Consider the following 18,763-nt stretch of genomic DNA (forward strand, 5'->3'; position numbering starts at 1 on the left):
TCGACACGAATGACACAGGAGAAAACGTCATGCAAACTCAGCCGATTGAAGCCCTGGTTTCGTCCTATGCGGCCTCACCGTTTCGCACGCCCACCAAATCGGAGCCCTCCAGATCTGAGCATTTAAGCCTGCGCGAAGTCAGCGTGGTGCGTCTGATTGGTCAGGGTATGTCCAATAAGGTCATCGCCCGCCGGTTGGGGATCACGCCGGAAACGGTCAAATCCCATGTAAAGAACATCTTTGTAAAGCTGTCGGTGCGCAACCGTGCCGAAGCGGCTTTTCGCGCCGAAAAGCTTGGCATAGTGGTTTAGGTCTTAGGTTTGGTCTTTTCGCCCTTTTTGCGCACATAAAGCGTCTTATCGACCTCAGCGATGATTTGGCCGTCATCGTCGATGATATCGACTTTCAGCACCGGTTCGGTCTTGCCGTTCAGGTCGGCCATATCGCGGATCTGCATGGCCTCAGCGTGGCTCAGGCGAAACAGAGCCCGCACCCTGCCGCGGCCCGGTCGGACAAAGCGGATAGAGGCGGCCTTGTCCCAGACGATATAGTCCTTACCCAGTTGCATCATCAGCATCAGCATGAAAAACGGATCGGTCATGGCATAGAGCGACCCGCCGAACTGAGTGCCGACAATGTTGCGATTCCACCAGGTCAGCTTCATGGCGACATCGATCTCGGTATAGTCATTGCTTGTGCGCGTGACCTTGATCCCGGCCCCCAGCAGCGGCGGATAGAAGTTGATGTTCTTAACGAGGAATGGCTTACTCATGCGGTATGCGCCAACTTTGAAAAGACCTGCATTACAACGACGCCTGAAATGATCAGGGCGATGCCGATGATGGCGGGCAGATCGAGTTTCTGCTTGAACGCCAGCCATCCAACGAATGATATCAGCACGATCCCCAATCCGCTCCAGACCGCATAGACAATCCCGACCGGCAGTGACTTTAGCGTTAGCGACATCAGGTAAAAAGCCGTACCGTAGCCGATGCACACTATGATGCTGTAGAGTGGTTTGGTGAATTGCTGTGAGGCCTGAAGCGCTGAGGTGGCGATCACTTCGGCAACAATCGCGCCGATAAGCGTAAGGTAAGGGTGCATGGGGACTCCTTTTGGAAAAGGCTTATCCTACCCAATGCGGCCTGACTAGACTGACCTTGCGGCAGCTAACGCGGTCTTTACTCAAAGACGGCCTTAATCTATATGACCCTCACCGGACGAGACGCGCCGTACCCGGTAGCCTTGCGCTGCGGCTTTCCCGCCGAAAGACAAGACGACGCATTGTTTCATAGTTTGAAAGGATGCGCGCAATGTCTTTGCCGTGGATTTATCTGATTATCGCCGGTGTGTTAGAAGTCTGCTGGGCGATTGGCCTCAAGTACACAGAAGGCTTTACCAAGCCCATACCGTCTGCCTTTACCCTGATCACGCTGGCCTTGAGCATGTATCTGCTGGCCAAAGCGGCGGAAGTTTTACCGATCGGCACGGCCTATGCGGTCTGGGTTGGCATCGGTGCATTGGGGGCGGCAATCCTCGGTATTTTCCTGTTTCAGGAAGCAGTGACGCCGTTAAGGGTGTTATTTCTGGTCATGCTGCTGGTCGCGATCATTGGCCTGAAATCGACCGCGCACTGATCTGACTACCATTTCGCCCAGGTTCGGCGGTTCAGTATGATGTGGTGCGCCGTTAAAAAGAATATCGCCCCCGCCGTGCCGATGACAACGGCCCCGGCAGTGCCAGCGCCTATGCCCAGCAAGAAGCTGACCGTATAGGTCATGATGGCACCGAATACGCCCAGCACCACGTTAAACCACAGTTTGCTGTTGGTTTTAGCCATGATCGCAATCAGCCCGGCCACCGCTCCAATCAGGGCGCCGGTGGCCATGGCGATGATCCAGCCGATCTGCATATCTGTCATAAGTGTACCTTCGGTACGGTCAAATTCTAAAGGGTAACCGTGCGTGGCCGCATGTAAGATTAAAATGGGTCAGCGCGTCACAGGTTATAAATAACCTATAGAATTTAATATTTTACCTTAAGCTGTGGCCGAGCCTGTCTTGATGACCGAAGCGACCATTTTTAGAAAATCCGGTATGGCAAAAGGCTTGGGCAAAATGGCATTGGCACCGGCAACTTCGGCGGCGGCCAGCACATGCAGGGCGCTGATTTTGGAGTTGGCGTCCTGCGACATGGCGATCACCTTGATGTGGGGCCAGTCCTTGCGGATCTGGCCGATACCGGCGATGCCCCCGATACCGGGTATCAGGATCGAGGTTATGACCATGTCCAGAAGGCTCAGATTATGGTCGAAAAAGGCATCTTCCATATTGACCGCTTCGGAGACCGTATAGCCGACCTGACGCAGCACCAGCGTAACCTTGGTGCGCAGCAATTCATCGTCTTCGATGACCAGAATGTGATGCTCGGTTCGACGCGCACGGTGATAGCTGGCCGTCTCATCAAGGATGGTCTTGAGCTGGTCCTTGCTGAAGGGCTTGGTCAGGGTGAACTCTGCTCCAGCGGCTTTGGCACCTGTGATCTGAGCCTCCAGCGCCTTGGGGCCCCACTGATCATGGGCCACAATCAGAAGCGGCGTAGACGGCGCCAACCTGCGGATGTCATCAATCCGGTCGGTCAGATTGACCCCGTCGATATTGGCCTCAAACATCAAAAGCTTAAAGCGTTCCGATTTCAGCAGGTCAAGCGCAGTTGAAGGGTCAAAGCTTACGATAGCGGGCCATTTCTGAGCATCCAGCATGGTCGCTATATGCTGCGCTTCGGCCCGGTTTGGATTTAGAACCAGAACACTACTATGGCTCATAATGACGTCTGAAAGCTCCTGTTTCAGATACTATTATGACGGTCTTCAGTTAATAAGTAAAAAATGAGCCGTTTATAATAAACCTGTATGCGGTTACAGGTCTTGCCGCGCTTGCTGTTTTGCAGGTGCAGGGATAAGCTTGCGATATGATCATAATATTATCGGTCAGACATCTTAAGGCAAACCTATGACCAAAGCCGCCGATACCGTCTATTCAGCATTGCAGAGGTGGCGTGTCGATGCGGCTAAGCCGCTCATTGTCGGCATTTGCGGCGCGCAAGGTTGCGGCAAGTCGACCCTTGCGGCTGAGGTGCGGCAACGACTGGAAGATGAGGGGGTGAGGGTGGCGGTGTTGTCGCTGGATGACCTTTATCTGTCGCGGCAAAGGCGATCCGACATTGCCGTCCGCTATCATCCTTTGTTTGCGACGCGCGGTGTGCCCATGACCCACGATGCGCCTCTGGGGGAGCGGCTGCTTGAAAACCTGAAAGCCGGTCGCGCGACCCTGTTGCCACGCTTTGATAAGGCGGTCGATCAGCCGCATCCGTCGCAAGCCTGGACGCCGGTGACCGGGCCGGTCGATGTGGTTTTGTTTGAGGGCTGGTGCGTGGGGGCGATCTCACAAGCCTATGACGACCTGATCGATCCCGTAAACGGCTTTGAGACCGAGAACGACCCGGACGGCATCTGGCGGCGCTATGTCAATCAGGCCTTGATGGGCAGCTATGCGCGGCTGTTTGGCTATATCGACCGGCTGGTGTTGTTGGCCGCGCCCGATTTCGAGGTGGTGACGCGCTGGCGCACTGAGCAGGAACATGACCTGAAACAACGTCTGGCCAAGGAAGGCCGCACCGGCGAGCATGTCATGAGCGATGATGAGGTCGCTGCCTTTGTCCTTGCCTATGAGCGCCTGACCCGGCATATCCTGAGCGAAATGCCCGCCCGTGCCGATCTGGTGCTTAAGCTTGATACCGATCGGCGCGTGACGGCGGCAATCTCAGGAGAGGATAACCGATGACCTATACCCCCGCCGCTGCCCGCTATGACGCCATGCCTTATCGCCGCTGTGGGCGTTCGGGGCTGAAACTGCCCGCCATATCCCTGGGGCTGTGGCAGAATTTCGGGGGCACGGATGTGTTTGAAACGGGCCGGGCCGTGCTGCGCCATGCCTTTGATGCGGGCATTACCCATTTCGATCTGGCCAACAACTATGGCCCGCCACCGGGATCGGCTGAGGAAAACTTCGGCAGGGTTTTAGCGTCCGATTTCAAGCCCTATCGTGATGAGATGGTTATCTCGACCAAGGCCGGCTGGGACATGTGGCCGGGGCCGTACGGTGGCATCGGCGGGTCGCGCAAGTACCTGATCGCGTCCTGTGACCAGAGCCTTAAGCGTATGGGGCTGGATTACGTCGATATCTTTTACTCGCACAGGGTCGATCCGGAAACCCCACTGGAAGAGACGATGGGCGCGCTGATCAGCCTGCACCAGCAGGGCAAGGCGCTCTATGTCGGTATCTCCTCCTACTCGCCGGAACTGACGCGCAAGGCAGCCGCGATTTTGACGGCGGAAAATGTGCCGCTTTTGATTCATCAGCCGTCCTATTCGATGCTCAACCGCTGGATCGAGGACGGGTTGCTGGAGACGCTTGAGGATTTAGGCACGGGCTGCATCGCCTTTTCACCGTTGGCGCAGGGGTTCTTGACGCGCAAATATCTCAATGGTGTGCCCGCCGATGCCCGCGCGGCCAAGGCCGGATCGTTCCGGCAGGGCCTGATCACGCTGGAAAATCTTGAGCGTATCCGCCAGTTAGACCTGATCGCCCAAGGCCGTGGTCAGTCGCTGGCGCAAATGGCGATTGCCTGGGTGCTGCGCGACCCGCGGGTGACTTCGGCCCTGATCGGGGCGCGCAATGTCGAGCAATTGGCGGATTCGCTAAAGGCCCTTGATCGCCTTGATTTCAGCGCGGAGGAACTGGCGCAGATCGACACCCATGCTGTCGATGGCGGGCTTAATATCTGGAAGGTGTCGTCGGAACTTAAATCTTAGCCATAACGATTGAGGCTTAAATCCGACGTTTCGATCTCAGGCTTAATCCCGCTAATCAGGTCGGCCAGCACCCGCCCGGAACCGCACGACATGGTCCAGCCGAGCGTGCCGTGGCCGGTATTTAGCCACAGGTTAGAATAGCGCGTGGCCCCTATCACCGGCGTGCCGTCGGGCGTCATGGGGCGCAGGCCCGACCAGAACTTGGCCTGAGATTGATCACCCGCCCCGCCGAACAGGTCTTCGACCGAAAAGGTCAAAGTCTCTTGTCTTGTGGCGGGCAGTTCCTTGGAAAAACCGGCGATTTCGGCCATGCCGCCGACGCGGATGCGTGACCCTAAGCGCGTGATGGCGATCTTATAGGTCTCATCCATCACGGTTGACATGGGCGCGCGCGCCTCATCCACGATCGGCACGGTGATCGAATAGCCCTTGACCGGATAGACCGGCACATCGAGGCTAAGCGGTTTCAGAAACGCCGGACTGTAGCTGCCGAGCGCACACACAAAGGCATCGGCTTCATAGTCACCCTTGGACGTTTCAAGTGCCACGATCCGCTCCCCTTCACGCCGCAACCCGGTCATGGCGGTGTCAAAGATGAACTTGACCCCCAGAGCTTCACATCGGGTCGCTAAGGCATTGGTAAAGATAAAACAGTCGCCGGTTTCGTCCTGCGGCAGGCGTAAGCCCCCGACGATTTTCGATGTATCAATCCCCGGCTCAATACGCGCACATCCGGCGGGGTCGAGCACCTCAAACGGCACGCCGCCCTCAGTGAGAACCTCAGTGTCCTTGCCGACCCCGTCCATCTGTTTCTGGGTGCGGAAAACCTGCAAGGTGCCCAGTTCGCGGTGGTCATAGTCTATGCCGGTTTCCCCGCGCAGCGCGATCAGGCAGTCGCGGCTATAGTCGGCAATGCGCACCATCCGGCCTTTGTTGGTATGGTAGGCGCTGTAATTGCAGTTCATCAGCATCGACCACATCCACCGGATGGTCGCCGCATCAAACATCGGCTGGATGATCAGCGGGGCACGCTTCATAAACAGCCATTTTGCGGCCTTTTGCGGAATGCCGGGTGCGGCCCAGGGCGAAGAATAGCCGGGCGAAATCTCACCGGCATTGGCAAATGAGGTCTCAAGCGCCGGGCCGGACTGCCGGTCGATCACCGTGACCTCATGCCCCGCCTTGGCCAGATACCAGGCCGAGGTCACGCCGATAACACCGGCACCTAAGATAATGATTTTCATGACGATACCGGAATGTAGTGGCGGAAGTAGCGCGACCCCAACTGGGTCAGGATTTCATAGGATATAGTGCCTGCATCGCGCGCCAGATCATCAATCGACTGATGTGGGCCAATCAGTTCGACAAAGCTGCCCGCCTGTAGCGCATCCGGTTTCAGGGCGGAGATATCGATGATCATACTGTCCATCGATACGCGGCCTAAGATCGGCAAACGCACGCCGTCAAACCACGCCGCACCCCGGTTGCTCAAAGCGCGCGGCAGGCCGTCGGCATAACCGGCTGACAGGGTTGCCAGCCGCATCTCGCGTTCCGCTATAAACGTGCCGCCATAACCGATGTGAGCGCCCGCAGGCACGGTACGGGTCTGGGTGACGGCGATATCAAGGCGTGCAACCGGCTGCATAGGATTGGGCTGTCCGTCGTGGGGGGCGCCGCCATAAAGCGCGATACCCGGCCGGATCAGGTCGTGATGATAGTCAGCGTTCAGGAAAATCCCGCCGGAATTGGCAAAACTGACCGGCACATTGGGAAGGCGTTCCATCGCCCGTTGCATGGCCTTAAGCTGATAGCCATTGGCGGGATTATCCGGCTCATCGGCGCAGGCCAGATGGCTCATCAACAGGCGAATATCGAGCCCTTGGGGAGGTGCCGCCAGAAAGGCATCCAGTTCATCTGGCGACAACCCTAAGCGCGACATGCCGGTATCGACCTGAAGCGCGCAGGGCAGGGGGCGGCCTTGGGCGCGCGCCTGATCGGCCCAGCGGGTGATGTGTCCGGCAGAGTTCAAAACCGGAATAATGTCCTGCTCAGCGCATGGCCCTTCGGCACCCGGCGACAGACCGTTCAGCACATAAAGCCGCGCGTCGGCGGGAAGGTGCGGGCGCAAGTCAAACGCTTCATGGGCAAGTGCCACAAAAAACTCACGGCATCCGGCGGCATAGAGGGTTTGGGTGACCGGGATAACCCCAAGGCCATAGGCATTGGCCTTGACCACGGCACCCGCCACGGCGTGCGGGGCCTGTTGTTTCAGGCGCGCGTAATTATCGGCCAGCGCCGCAAGATCTATGCGAAGGCAGCCTCCGGCACCCGATAATAGGGTTTGTGAATTGAGATCGCGCATCAACCGCCCGCAAAAGTTTGGTTTCTGATGTAAGGATAGGGCAATGATCGTTGAATGTCAGATTGTTTTGTCGCTGAAAATGCGTAATTAAGCGGGATATTGAAACAATCTGCGAATAATGTGGAGTTTTCGTGATGCAGGCTCTCGATGCGATCGATCGCAATATTCTCCGTCATCTGAGGGAAAATGCCCGCCTCAGCAATGCGGCCCTGGCCAAGGCTGTGGGGTTATCGCCCTCGGCCTGCTTGCGGCGGATCAATATTTTGGAACAATCGGGCGTCATCCGCGGCTATACGGCGCTGGTAGGTGACAGTCTGGGCGAGGACGGCATTGCGGTCATCATTCGCATTTCGCTGGAGAAGCAGACCGAAGCCTCCTTTTCAAGGTTTGAAAGCGCGGTGCGCCGCCATCCGGAAATTCGCGAATGTCTGCTGATGACGGGTGATTCTGATTATCTGCTGCGGGTCGATGTCGACAGCGCCCATGAATTTGAACGCATCCATAATGACGTGCTGTCTAAACTGCCGGGGGTGCAGCGCATCCACTCCAGCTTTTCAATCCGCAATGTGCTGGCGAGCCAGCGCAAAAAATAGCCGCGCAGAGCTTTGTCTGCACGGCTATTTTTTAGATTACGCGCATGTGAATCCAAAAACCGCTTCACACTTTTTGGCATGCGCTCAAGGGCTCAGCCCTTAATAAAGGCCAGAAGGTCGGCATTAATGACATCGGCATTGGTGGTACACATGCCGTGCGGGAATTTCTCATAGACCTTAAGCGTGCCTTTTTTCAGCAGCTTGGCCGACAACAGGGCGGAATCGGCAATCGGTACAATCTGGTCGTCGTCGCCGTGCATGACAAAGGTTGGCACATCGACGAATTTGAGATCTTCGGTGAAATCGGTTTCCGAAAACGCTTTAATCCCGTCATAGTGTGCCTTGGCGCCGCCCATCATACCCTGCCGCCACCAGTTCTGGATAATGCCCTGAGATGCGGCGGCACCAGGACGGTTGTAGCCATAGAACGGGCCGCTGGCGACATCGAGATAGAACTGGGCGCGATTGCCGGCCAGAGCCGCGCGGAAGCCGTCAAACACTTCGATTGGCAAACCACCGGGATTGGCGGGCGTCTTGACCATGAGTGGCGGCACGGCCCCGATCAGCACCAGCTTGGCGGTGCGGCCCTGGGGCTGGCCATATTTGGCGACATAGTGAAGGGCCTCACCGCCGCCGGTCGAATGGCCGACATGGACGGCGTTTTTCAGATCAAGGTGCTCAACCACAGCCGAGACATCGGCGGCGTAATGATCCATGTCGTGACCGTCTCCGACCTGGTTGGAACGGCCATGACCACGGCGGTCATGGGCGATGACGCGAAAGCCTTTGTGCATGAAAAACAGCATCTGGGCGTCCCAGTCATCGCCGGAAAGCGGCCAGCCGTGGTGGAAGACAATCGGCTGGGCGGTCTTTGGGCCCCAGTCTTTGTAAAATATTTCGACGCCGTCCTTGGTCTTGACGTAGCTGGTGGACATGGATTTGGTTCCTGACGGTTGAGGTGTTGAGGATTGGGCCGCGGCGGCACCGCTTAGGCTGGCCCCACTGAGGCTGGTTGCGGCGATCAGGCCGGTGCCGCCCATCAGCACGGTGCGGCGGGAGGATTTCAGAATATCGGTCATGATCAAAGTCTCCGGACGACCCGCGCTGAAATGGCTTCGGGGCGTGATTACGTGCGGGACTATAGCCACTGCCGTGCGTCCGGTCGCGGGCGGCAACGGGGGATAGGGCGGGGTTTTGGGATGAGTTTGCCTATACCTGCGTATAGGTTACGCGACCGCCACCTTGGGCAAGCGGGCCGGACAATGTTGGCGCAGGAACTCGCCGTGGCTGGGCAATGTGTCGACAAAAGCGGGCAATTGTCGCGATACGGCGCTCAGCGTCGCCTCAAGGTCGCTGTGGCTGATGTGATTGGCTTGCGGTAAATAGCTGCGCGGCCGCACGCCCATGCCCTCCATCACCGATTGCCACGACGGGGCGCGGAACAGTTCATCAACCCCTTCGCGTAAGGCGCCATTGAGGCGAAACAGTTCAAGCTTTTCTCGTAAGGTCTGCGGCACCGGGGCTTTGCGGACATCGCGCCAGAATGGGGTGTCATCGCGTTCGGTTGTGCAATAATGCAGGACGACAAAATCCTTGATCTCAGTGTAGTCGGTGGCCATACGCCGGTTATATTCGCGGATTAGGGTCGGGTCGCAGTCGCGCTCAGGGAAATAGCGCAGCAGGAAATCCATGGCCCGGTAGATCAGGTGAATGGCGGTCGATTCCAATGGCTCGATAAAGCCGGACGCCAGCCCGACCGAAACACAGTTTTTTGACCACAGTTCCGAACGCATCCCGGTTTTGAACGGAATGATCATCGGCTTGGTGACAGCCTCACCTTCAACCTGCGACATCAGGGAGGCGACCGCGTCATCATCAGAAATGTGCCGGGATGAAAAGACATAGCCATTGCCTGCCCGGTGTTGAAGCGGGATGCGCCAGCGCCAGCCTGAACTTTGCGCTTGCGCATAGGTGTAGGGATGGGGTGGGTTGATGTTTTCGGTCTGCACTGCCACCGCCCGGTCGCACAGTAATTCATCGGACCAGTCGATAAAGCCGGTCTTCAGCGTCTGCCCGATCAGCAGGGCGCGAAAGCCGGTGCAGTCTAAAAACAGATCACCGGCAATCTCACGCCCGTCTTTAAGTTCGACGCTGCGGATAAAGCCGGTGTCATGCTGATGCACCTGACCGACGATGCCTTCATGACGGATGACACCATTGGCTTCGGCATGGCTGCGCAGGAATTTGGCCGCCAGAGACGCATCGATATGCAGCGACATGGCCGCCGAGCCGATGGGCGTATTGCGCGCCTTTTGCGGTAGCATGAACTTGCCCGCATGGGCCATAACCGCGGCCGGGGCAAAGTCCTGAAGCCCGGACTGATGGCCCGCCTGTTTGGCGCGTAGCCAGAGTTGATAGAAATCAAGGGCGGTGCCGTTCGAGGCCCTGACCGGGCCGCCGATGTTTCCAAACGGATGGAAGTATGTCTCGCCCTTTTTCCTCCAGTCATCAAAGCGGATGCCAAGCTTAAACGAGCCTTGCGTCGCCTGAATAAAGTCCTGCTCGTTGATTCCGAGATTGCGCAGTAATTCCAGGATTGGCGGCACGGTCGATTCCCCGACGCCGATGGTGCCGATCTGCTCGGACTCGACTAGGGCGATCTCGAACCGGCCTTTGGGCAGGTAGTGACACAGGATCGCCGCGCACATCCATCCGGCGGTGCCGCCACCGACAATGACGATTCTTTTCAAAGCGTTATCAGTCATGTTGCGCACTCGCTCTTGCGGGATTGGCCATGCGGTTGCAGTAGTCGAGATAGTCCTGATGGGTCGGGGCCTTGGCGACGGTGGTTTTTATGAAGTCGGCCATCTGTGTGCAGGCCTCGATCATGTCATCGCCTTTCAGGCCGTCAGTGGCCGGGTCATAGGCCTGCGGGTGCCAGTCGTACCCGTCATAAATGGCCAGCCAGCTTTGCGGGTGGAACATCTCCCAACGGTAGCGCACGAAGTGGCCGCGGGCCTTATAAAGCTCGATCTTATGGCGCAGGGTTTCGGGCAGTTGGATGGTCTTACAGGCGCGCCAGAATTCGGTGTCGTCACGATCAGAAGCGTAATAGTGCAGGATGATAAAATCGCGCACCCGCTCAAATTCGCGCCGCGACATATCATTATATTCGTCGGTCAACGCAGGGTGAAAACCCTTATTGGGAAATAGCTGTTTCAGCTTTTCGATACCGGTTTGAATGAGCGCGATCGAGGTCGATTCCAGCGGTTCCAGAAATCCTGACGACAGGCCGATGGCGACGCAGTTTTTGGCCCAGGCTTGAGCGCGCCTGCCGGGGCGGAATTTGATCTGACGCGGCTCAAACAGCATCTTGCCCGGCACATTGGCGGTGAGGGTTGCAAGCGCCGTATCATCATCGGTGAAGTTCGACGCATAGACATAACCATTGCCGTGTCGGTGCTGCAACGGGATGCCCCACTGCCAGCCGGCGTCGCGGGCGGTGACCTGCGTATAGGGCGCAGGGGCCGGGCCGGTGGTTTCCGACTGGACGGCATAGGCCCGGTCGCAGAACAGCCACTGACCGTAGTCCTCATAGCCGACGCCCAGTGCCTTACCGATCAGCAGAGCCTGAAAGCCGGTGCAGTCGATAAACAGGTCTCCGTCGACTGTGGTGCCGGTATTTAGGCTGAGTGAGCGGATATGGCCGGTGCCTGGATCAAGATTCACGGCATCAATACGGGCGTCTATATGCTCAACCCCCAGACCCATCGCAAAGCTGCGCAGATAGTCGGCGTAGAGTCCGGCATCCAGATGATAGGCCCAGTCAAAGAACGCGCCGTAAAAAGGCGCCTGTCCTGCGGGCATGGCGAATTTTCCGGCCTTGGCGAGCGCCGCGCCCAAACAATAGTCATCGAGATTGGGCGTGTGGCCCTCAGCGCGCAGGCGGCTCAAGACCTGTAAAAACGCCACGTCACCGAAGTCCTCGCCATAGCCGCCAAAGGGGTGAAAAAAGGTCGTGCCTTTGTGGTTCCAGTCCTTGAACGCGATGGCCAGTTTGATGGTGGCGCGGGTCGCGCGCACCATCTCCATCTCATCTAGGCCAAGGCTTTGGGTAAAGGTGCGGATGGTCGGAATGGTGGCTTCGCCGACGCCGATTGTGCCGATGTCTGAGGCGGCGACGAGCCGGATTTTTATCGGCGTATTCTGGAAATGCTTGGCAAGGGCTGCCGCCGTCATCCAGCCCGCCGTGCCGGCACCGGCGATGACAATGGTGCTGATGGCCTTATCCATAACGCGTTTCCTGATGTTTATATTTTGGGCGAGGATGGGCGCATCCGAGGCGCGGATCAACTCGAAAAAGTGGCTTTAAAAAGCGGCCCAAAAAGCTGCGAAAAGGGAGGGAGGCTCCCTTTCGCAGTTCAGTTGGGAAGGATTGGCGCGACACCATAGGCGTCGCGCCAAAGGCTTAGGCTACGCAACGAACGTATCCTAAAGGATTTAGGCCCTTACCATTTGGCGCGAACGCCGAGGGTGATACGGGGCTCATACTCGTTCTGATAAGCAAACTGGGTCTTGCCCTCAGCAAACTTGTAGTAATAGCTCTCGATCTCGCCGGTTATGTTGGAGCCGTTGAGATACAGCGACAGCTTCGGATTGATGTCATAGGTCGCGTTGACATCGACATATGAGCTTTCTTCCTGATAGGTCGGGATGTTGTCGCCGCTCAAAGTCGCCAGACCCTGCACGCGGTCCGAGCGGTAGTTATAGGCGACGCGGAACTGGAACTTTTCGTCCTGATACCAGCCGACCAGATTGTACTGATGCTCTGAGTTGTTGACGAACGGCAACTTGTCACCATCAATGCCGCGACGGTTTTCGGTCGAGGGCGAGAAGGTGTAGTTGGTATCGACCCCGAAGTTCGACAAAATGCCGCCGTCAAGGAAGTCATCGAAGGCGAGCTTACCGCCGATTTCAACGCCCTGTACCTTACCTCCGTCGCCCTGAATGTTGAGCGAAACCGGCACGTCATATTCCGGTGAACCATCCGGGTTCGGGAAACGTCCGGTGGTTGAGCCGCCGGTGACGAAGCTTTCGATGTCGATATAGAACAGGGCCACGTTCACCATCGAGGCGCGGCCGAGATAGTATTCGGCTGCGGCATCGAAGTTCTTGGCGCGCCAGGGGTTGAGGCCTGGGTTGCCGCTACGTTCGGCGCTGGTCACGATCCGGCCACCGGAGCCGCTGTCGGCGGTGTTGATCTTCAGACCGCCGCCGTAGGAACCAAGGTCAAGCGGCTGCATGGTCTTGGCCGCGGCAAAGCGGAAACGCAGCTTGTCAGAATAGTCATAGATCATGTTGAACGACGGCAAAACATCCGTGTAGCGGTTTTGATCGTAGACATCACCGATGTCTTCGTTGGTGTCACCATAAGGATACTGGGTTGGATCGGTGACATTCTGGCGGACATCGATCTTGGTATTGATGACGCGCACGCCGACATTACCGCGGATCTTTTCACCGACTTCGAAATCACCGGCCAGATAGGCGGAGTTTTCGGTCAGGTCGACATCGTAGGACTGACCCGGCACAATGACGCGGTTAGCGCCACCGAAGACGCGCTTCATGAACGCCGCCGCATCGTCAAAGTCACGCGGATCAGCGGCCCAGAAGCCGGGAATCCCCGACGTGATGCCACCCAGATCGGTCACGAAGATCGGGTTATTGTACTGATCAAGGCGGGTCGGGCGGTTGACCGTATAGGGCTGGAACACCATGACGCTGGGGTTGGTGGCCGAAGGCACCATTTCGCCGCGGGCGCAGCGCGGATTGTCCATGACTACGTCGATGGCTTTCCACTGGGCTGCACAGCCAGCGCTCTGGACGACACCGTTCTGATCCTGCTTGCCGGCATAGAAGTCGGAGAACAGGTGGAACTGGGTGATCGAGACGTCGCGCTTGGAGGAGCGGATGCCGCCGTCAACCTTGGTGAACAGGCCAAAGGCCTTTTCGTCGAAGGTGTAGTGTGCGTCAAAACGCGCAACCTGAAGTGTCGATTCAGCTTCGTTATTGCCTTCGGACGAGAACGCACCGACCGCGTAGGAGCCGAGGTTGGCCATGTAATCGGTCATGGTCTTGCCCGCGCCTAAGCCACCGGTGATCGGGGTGTCAAAGCCTGACCAGACCGGGCTTTCGCCTGAGATGTCATAGTGAAGCTGCGGGTTCTCGCCGTAACCCTGCGGGTTCGGATTGATATAGCAGCCGCCCTGATTGCCGGTAATGCTGTTCGAGCGGCGCGAGGCATCAAAGGTGTCGCAGATTTCCTTCGGATAGAAGGTGCCGCGTGTGCGGTCGTCGGCATTGCGGAACAGGTTGAACCGGCCCGGTGCGTACTGCCAATTCGACAGGTCGCCCTGAACCTGACCGTTCATGCTCAGGCGGTTGGCGTCAGCCGAAATCAGGCGGGCTTCGTAGGTGAACTTGCCGCCATTATCGTATTTGAGTTCCAGATTATAGTTATAGGACTCAGACGTATTGGTGCGGTTGACGGTGAACGAGTTCACCCAGTGAGCGTTGACGTCGTATTCATCGACCGTCAGCCACGGACGGCCATTGGAGCCGGTTTGGCCGCTGTCGGCAGAGACATCCGGCTGGGCCCAGACCCCAAAGGCGGCACCGTCCCAGCGGTTTGAGATATTGATACCGATGGCGCGGTTATAGTCTTCAAGCTTGGCGTAAAAGCCTTCGGCTACAAAGGTATAGCCTTCGCCAAAGCGGGCCTCGAACGCCAGACTGGCGCCCAGACGCTTGCGCTCATTGGTGCGGCTGAAGCTTTCGAAACCGTGCGGCGACACAAAGTTCTGCGGGGCCGAGCCGCCCCAGTCGTTGTTGCCGGACAGGCCGACCACGCCGGAGAAGTTGTTAGCCAGATTGACATTCGATTGCGCGATCGACGCCATGAAACCGATATTGTCATTGCGCCATGACCCCAGCACGTTGGCGACATAGTCATCGCCTTCGCTCATTTCGCCGCGCTGGCCCTCAATCGCCCCGGCCAGAGTCAGGCCTTGCCCAAACTGGAACGGACGCCGCGTTTGCAGGTCGATAGTACCGGAAATCCCCGACAGGGCATTGGTCGGTTCGGTCGATTTATAGACGACAACTGAGTTCATCAGTTGCGACGGCACATCCAGCAGGTTCGGCTGGGCCGAGCCAAGGTTACCGGCCGACAGATATTGCTCCCCGTTCATCAGGGTGATGACCTGCGACAGGCCGCGGATATCGACGGTCGAGCCTTCGCCCGCGTCACGGCGGATCTGCACGCCCGGAATACGCTGAACCGAATCGGCGATGGTGGTGTCGGGCAGCTTGCCGATATCTTCGGATAAAATCGCATCGACCATGGCGACTTCTTTGCGCTTGATGCCGACCGATTTCAGTTGCGAGGCGCGCACGCCGGTCACAACCACGGTTTCGATATCACTGTCGGCAGCGGTCGTGTCCTGTGCGGTGGCGGCGGTGGATAGCGCTAAGGAGAGTGCGGCCACGGATACGCCCGCCCCCAGCGCCAGACTGAGCTTGCGGCTTAAGGTTCGCCCATATGGGCGGTGGTTTCGTGTTTGGAGTGTCATAGTTTCGTCCCTGTAAGTTGTTCTCGAACGCGGTTTAAACTGACTGCATGTGTTTGAAACCTGACCTTACGAACCCTTTTTTGTCTTGCCCGCTAAGTTTTTGTCTTTTTATGGTAACGTTATCATGTCTTGCGGACATTTTCGCAGGAAGTGGGATTTGTATTGAATAAATTGAATAATTCATAAAATGTCTTCCCTGTCATAGCACTTTTGGCGTGCTTTTTGACCTTCCGACGGATGGTTTTCGTCATGAAGTGTTGTTGATTTCACAAAATGCCTCATTTTTGTCAATAACAAATGTCATCGATGTCATAATGCGGGACCAAATGGCTGGACATTGACCAAAATGTGTGGCTTCACTGCATCATAAACAATGTTGGAACGGGCGAATCTGCCTTAAAATCCAAAACCTCAAGCCCATGCCGTAAATTGACCGACCATGACCACCATATATGATGTCTCAAAACTGGCCGGGGTGTCCGCCAAGACCGTGTCGCGGGTTCTGAATGAGCCGGATCGCGTAAAGACGGCGACCCGTGAGCAGGTTCTGGCGGCCATGAAGACGCTGGATTACAGCCCCAATGCCTCGGCGCGGCAGTTGCGGCTGGGTGGGTTTTCCTCGATCGGCCTGCTGCTGGAAGATCCGGCCTCAGGTTACCAGAGCCGTTTCCATCAGGCCCTGCTGACCGCCTGCATGGAAGCGGGCAAATATATGACGGTCGAGCTGTTCGAAGGCGTCATGCCGGACTGGCAGGCGCGAGTGGATCGCTTTCTGACCGAAGGGCGGGTGCGCGATCTGATCTTGCTGCCCACCTTGTGTGATTTCACGCCGCTTAAGGATTTGCTGCGTGAGCGCGGCGCGCGGGCTGTGCTGATTGCGCCCTCGGTCCATGATCCGCACTTTCCGTCGGTGGTCATGGATGACCGGGCGGCGGCGCGTCAGATCATCGAATATCTGTTTTCTCTGGGCCATACACGCATCGGCCATATCACCGGCCATCCTGATCACTCGGCCACGATTTTGCGGCGCTCTGGTGTCATCGAGGCCTATGACGCCAGGGGCCTGCCGCGCCCAAAGCCAGAGCTGTTCGCCAGCGGTGACTTCATGTTCAAAAAGGGCATCGAGGCGGCGGAGACGCTGCTGTCCTTACCGGAGCCGCCGACCGCGATTTTTGCGGCCAATGATGAAACGGCAGCGGCGGTCGCTATGGTCGCGCATCGCCGGGGCCTCAGCATACCCGGTGACCTGTCGGTGGTCGGTTTTGATGATGCGCCGATTGCCTCTGCTGTCTGGCCGCAACTGACGACGATCGCCCAGCCGTACTTTGAGATGGCCCGCAAGGTGGTGCATCTGGTCGATACCTGGGATCAGCAAAGCACGCAGTCGGGTTTCGTCAGCACATATCTGACGCCGCATGAACTGGTCGTCCGTGAATCGAGCGGGCCCGTTTTAAAAGGCTGATGGGCCGAAAGTCTGATGATGCAGGGACGTTTTGACGGGGTAAAAACGGTAAGAAGACGTTAATTTTACCACCCATGCACTTGCGAATTATTTGCATAGGTGCTACCCAGCCTGCCGGATATCATTGCGGGTAGTGGGCATGGGTGTGCAGGCGGCGTTCGCGCCAAATATTGGGCCAAAGACTAGGCCAGATACTAAACCTGAAACGGGACGCGCCCTTAAGCCTTCTGCGGTTAAGGCCGCGCGCGTGTCGCCATTGGCCATTGCCGTCGCTTTATCCATCGCCGTTCATGCCGGTATCGGCCTTTATTTTGTGACTATGCGCTTTGTAGCACCACCCGCTCAGGCCTCCCTTGATGAAGCGATGCTGGTCGAGATGTACCTGCCGCAGATCGAGCCCGATAAGCCTAAGCCGTCACCGACACCGCCCGTGCCTCAGCCGGTTGCGATGTCGCCCATCAAGACCCGCACGGTTGACGTGCCTGTGGTCTCAGATGTCGCTCCTCTGGTCATGGCCGCGGTTGAATCGCCTAAAACCGTTGCCGCCGCTCCGGTGGTTGCCCAGCCATCACCAGTACCGGCGCCCGCCGCAGAGCGATTTGTTGAGGTCGATGTCGATCAGGCCTTGTCGCGTAATCCGGCCCCGCCCTATCCGCCCAAATCCGTGCAGATGCGCGAACAGGGCGTTGTCTGGCTTCGGCTTATGGTGCGCGCCGACGGTGGCGTCGGTGAGGTGCAGGTTAAGACCTCCAGCGGTTCTATGCGTCTGGATGGTGCCGCCAGACAGGCCGTCAAAACCTGGAAATTTACCCCCGCTCGTCGCAACGGGCAGGTCGTCGAATCGTGGGTCAATGTACCCATTCGCTTTAATCTGAAATCTTAGTCTTCATCGGGAACCTTAACGACATGAAATTCACCAAAGGTCTTATCAGTTCGCTGGCGCTTCTGGCCGCACTCGGTCCAGTTAGCGCAGTTGCCCACAGTCAATGGCTGCTGCCATCGGCCACTCAAGTAGAAAACTCCACCAACCCGCAACGCCCGACCTATGTGACGGTTGATGCGGCGTCTTCCAATGGCCTGTTCTATCCTGACCATAACGCCATGCGCCTGACCGGCCTGCAAATCACCGGCCCGGATGGGGCGGCGGTTGAGGCGGAGAACGTCTCAACGGGCAAGCTGCGCTCGACCTTTGATGTTAAGCTGCTTAAGCCCGGCACTTACCGCATCGCGTCGGTCAATAATTCGGTCATGGCCCGCTACAAAAAGGACGGCCAGGACGTCAACTTCCGCGGCACCGAAGAGACCTTTGCCAAGGAAGTCCCGGCAAATGCCGAAGGGCTGACCGTATCGCGCAACTTTGGCCGGGTTGAGACCTTTGTGACATCAGGTGCACCGACCGACATCAAGGCAATCGGTAAGGGCCTTGAGATCCTGCCGCTGCAACCGACAACCGATCTGGTGCTGGGGGAGACCGCCAAGTTCCGCGTGCTGGTTGACGGCAAGCCGACGTCAGGCCTGTCGATCAAGATCGTTCCCGGCGGGGTGCGCTATCGCGGCGCGCTTAAGGATCAGGTTCTGAAAACCGATGCCAACGGTGAGTTTTCGATCAAGTGGGAACTGGCCGGGGCCTATTGGGTCAACACCAGCTATCCACCGCGTCCGGAAGCCGACGATGATGACGCGCCCGCCGGTGGTCCGGCGGCGGGTGGCCAAGGTGGTGGCATGGGGGCGCCGCGTGGTCCGATGGCTCCGCTGCGCATGTCCTATTCGGTCACGCTTGAGGTCATGCCGCAGTAGTTAAGGCGGTAAATTGAACGGTAAAGGGCTGCTCATTTCGCGATG

The 18,763-nt window shown here is 57.6% G+C and carries 18 protein-coding genes and 1 riboswitch; of the genes, 8 read left to right on the plus strand and 10 right to left on the minus strand.

From position 1 onward, the window contains the following. Positions 1-29: 29 nt before the first annotated feature. Positions 30-311: a response regulator transcription factor gene (locus IE102_RS04845; RefSeq protein ID WP_189485233.1), complete on the plus strand. Its 282-nt coding sequence runs from the start codon at positions 30-32 to the stop codon at positions 309-311. Here IE102_RS04845 and IE102_RS04850 read toward each other — a convergent pair. Together IE102_RS04850 and IE102_RS04855 are read right to left on the minus strand one after the other, a co-directional pair. Beyond that, on the minus strand, positions 308-772 hold the full coding sequence (locus tag IE102_RS04850) for a DUF4442 domain-containing protein (protein WP_189485234.1): 465 nt from the start codon (positions 770-772) through the stop codon (positions 308-310). The two genes, IE102_RS04845 and IE102_RS04850, sit on opposite strands and share 4 nt — an antisense overlap. After that, the gene (locus IE102_RS04855) at positions 769-1,104 is read right to left on the minus strand and encodes a DMT family transporter (protein WP_189485235.1); all 336 of its coding nucleotides are present in this window, start codon (positions 1,102-1,104) and stop codon (positions 769-771) included. The genes IE102_RS04850 and IE102_RS04855 overlap by 4 nt, the downstream gene beginning before the upstream one ends. A gap of 85 nt (positions 1,105-1,189) precedes the next feature. Next, positions 1,190-1,286: riboswitch (guanidine-III (ykkC-III) riboswitch) on the plus strand. Positions 1,287-1,313: 27 nt separating this feature from the next. On the opposite strand from IE102_RS04855, the gene IE102_RS04860 reads away from it, so the two are divergent. Next, positions 1,314-1,637 (plus strand): DMT family transporter, encoded by a 324-nt coding sequence (locus IE102_RS04860; RefSeq protein WP_308429901.1) that lies wholly within the window; start codon positions 1,314-1,316, stop codon positions 1,635-1,637. Between the two features lie 5 nt (positions 1,638-1,642). On the opposite strand, the gene IE102_RS04865 is transcribed toward IE102_RS04860, so the two are convergent. Beyond that, positions 1,643-1,921, minus strand: a complete 279-nt coding sequence (locus IE102_RS04865) for a GlsB/YeaQ/YmgE family stress response membrane protein (RefSeq protein ID WP_189485236.1) — start codon at positions 1,919-1,921, stop codon at positions 1,643-1,645. Between the two features lie 117 nt (positions 1,922-2,038). Next, positions 2,039-2,824 carry a response regulator gene (locus IE102_RS04870; protein WP_189485237.1) on the minus strand — a complete coding sequence of 262 codons (786 nt, stop codon included), beginning with the start codon at positions 2,822-2,824 and terminating at the stop codon, positions 2,039-2,041. A gap of 187 nt (positions 2,825-3,011) precedes the next feature. On the opposite strand from IE102_RS04870, the gene IE102_RS04875 reads away from it, so the two are divergent. After that, positions 3,012-3,842, plus strand: coding sequence for a kinase (locus tag IE102_RS04875; protein WP_189485239.1), 831 nt, complete (start codon positions 3,012-3,014; stop codon positions 3,840-3,842). After that, complete coding sequence (mgrA, locus tag IE102_RS04880; RefSeq protein ID WP_189485241.1) at positions 3,839-4,873, plus strand: L-glyceraldehyde 3-phosphate reductase; 1,035 nt, start codon at positions 3,839-3,841, stop codon at positions 4,871-4,873. The genes IE102_RS04875 and mgrA overlap by 4 nt, the downstream gene beginning before the upstream one ends. On the opposite strand, the gene IE102_RS04885 is transcribed toward mgrA, so the two are convergent. Together IE102_RS04885 and alr are read right to left on the minus strand one after the other, a co-directional pair. Continuing rightward, entirely contained in the window at positions 4,870-6,117 is a 1,248-nt protein-coding gene (locus IE102_RS04885; protein WP_189485242.1) for a D-amino acid dehydrogenase, read from the minus strand. The two genes, mgrA and IE102_RS04885, sit on opposite strands and share 4 nt — an antisense overlap. Continuing rightward, positions 6,114-7,235 carry an alanine racemase gene (gene alr / locus IE102_RS04890; RefSeq protein WP_189485243.1) on the minus strand — a complete coding sequence of 374 codons (1,122 nt, stop codon included), beginning with the start codon at positions 7,233-7,235 and terminating at the stop codon, positions 6,114-6,116. Before alr ends, IE102_RS04885 begins: the two co-directional genes overlap by 4 nt. A gap of 134 nt (positions 7,236-7,369) precedes the next feature. On the opposite strand from alr, the gene IE102_RS04895 reads away from it, so the two are divergent. After that, positions 7,370-7,828, plus strand: a complete 459-nt coding sequence (locus IE102_RS04895; protein WP_189486004.1) for an Lrp/AsnC family transcriptional regulator — start codon at positions 7,370-7,372, stop codon at positions 7,826-7,828. Positions 7,829-7,920: 92 nt separating this feature from the next. On the opposite strand, the gene IE102_RS04900 is transcribed toward IE102_RS04895, so the two are convergent. From IE102_RS04900 to IE102_RS04915, 4 genes are all read right to left on the minus strand, one after another. Continuing rightward, complete coding sequence (locus IE102_RS04900; RefSeq protein WP_189486005.1) at positions 7,921-8,763, minus strand: alpha/beta fold hydrolase; 843 nt, start codon at positions 8,761-8,763, stop codon at positions 7,921-7,923. Between the two features lie 291 nt (positions 8,764-9,054). Continuing rightward, positions 9,055-10,593 carry a tryptophan halogenase family protein gene (locus IE102_RS04905; protein ID WP_189485245.1) on the minus strand — a complete coding sequence of 513 codons (1,539 nt, stop codon included), beginning with the start codon at positions 10,591-10,593 and terminating at the stop codon, positions 9,055-9,057. Next, on the minus strand, positions 10,586-12,121 hold the full coding sequence (locus tag IE102_RS04910; RefSeq protein ID WP_189485247.1) for a tryptophan halogenase family protein: 1,536 nt from the start codon (positions 12,119-12,121) through the stop codon (positions 10,586-10,588). Before IE102_RS04910 ends, IE102_RS04905 begins: the two co-directional genes overlap by 8 nt. 215 nt (positions 12,122-12,336) lie before the next feature. Further along, complete coding sequence (locus IE102_RS04915; protein WP_189485249.1) at positions 12,337-15,459, minus strand: TonB-dependent receptor; 3,123 nt, start codon at positions 15,457-15,459, stop codon at positions 12,337-12,339. A gap of 439 nt (positions 15,460-15,898) precedes the next feature. Here IE102_RS04915 and IE102_RS04920 point away from each other — a divergent pair, with 439 nt between their 5' ends. The 3 genes from IE102_RS04920 to IE102_RS04930 all read left to right on the plus strand — a co-directional run bounded on the left by IE102_RS04920 (position 15,899) and on the right by IE102_RS04930 (position 18,718). Next, entirely contained in the window at positions 15,899-16,921 is a 1,023-nt protein-coding gene (locus tag IE102_RS04920; RefSeq protein WP_189485250.1) for a LacI family DNA-binding transcriptional regulator, read from the plus strand. Positions 16,922-17,060: 139 nt separating this feature from the next. Beyond that, positions 17,061-17,804, plus strand: coding sequence for an energy transducer TonB (locus IE102_RS04925; protein ID WP_189485251.1), 744 nt, complete (start codon positions 17,061-17,063; stop codon positions 17,802-17,804). A gap of 23 nt (positions 17,805-17,827) precedes the next feature. After that, positions 17,828-18,718, plus strand: coding sequence for a DUF4198 domain-containing protein (locus IE102_RS04930; RefSeq protein WP_189485253.1), 891 nt, complete (start codon positions 17,828-17,830; stop codon positions 18,716-18,718). The last annotated feature ends 45 nt before the right edge of the window (positions 18,719-18,763 follow it).

Origin of the sequence: Asticcacaulis endophyticus (assembly GCF_014652575.1) — a bacterium.
GTDB classification, from domain to species: Bacteria; Pseudomonadota; Alphaproteobacteria; order Caulobacterales; family Caulobacteraceae; genus Asticcacaulis; species Asticcacaulis endophyticus.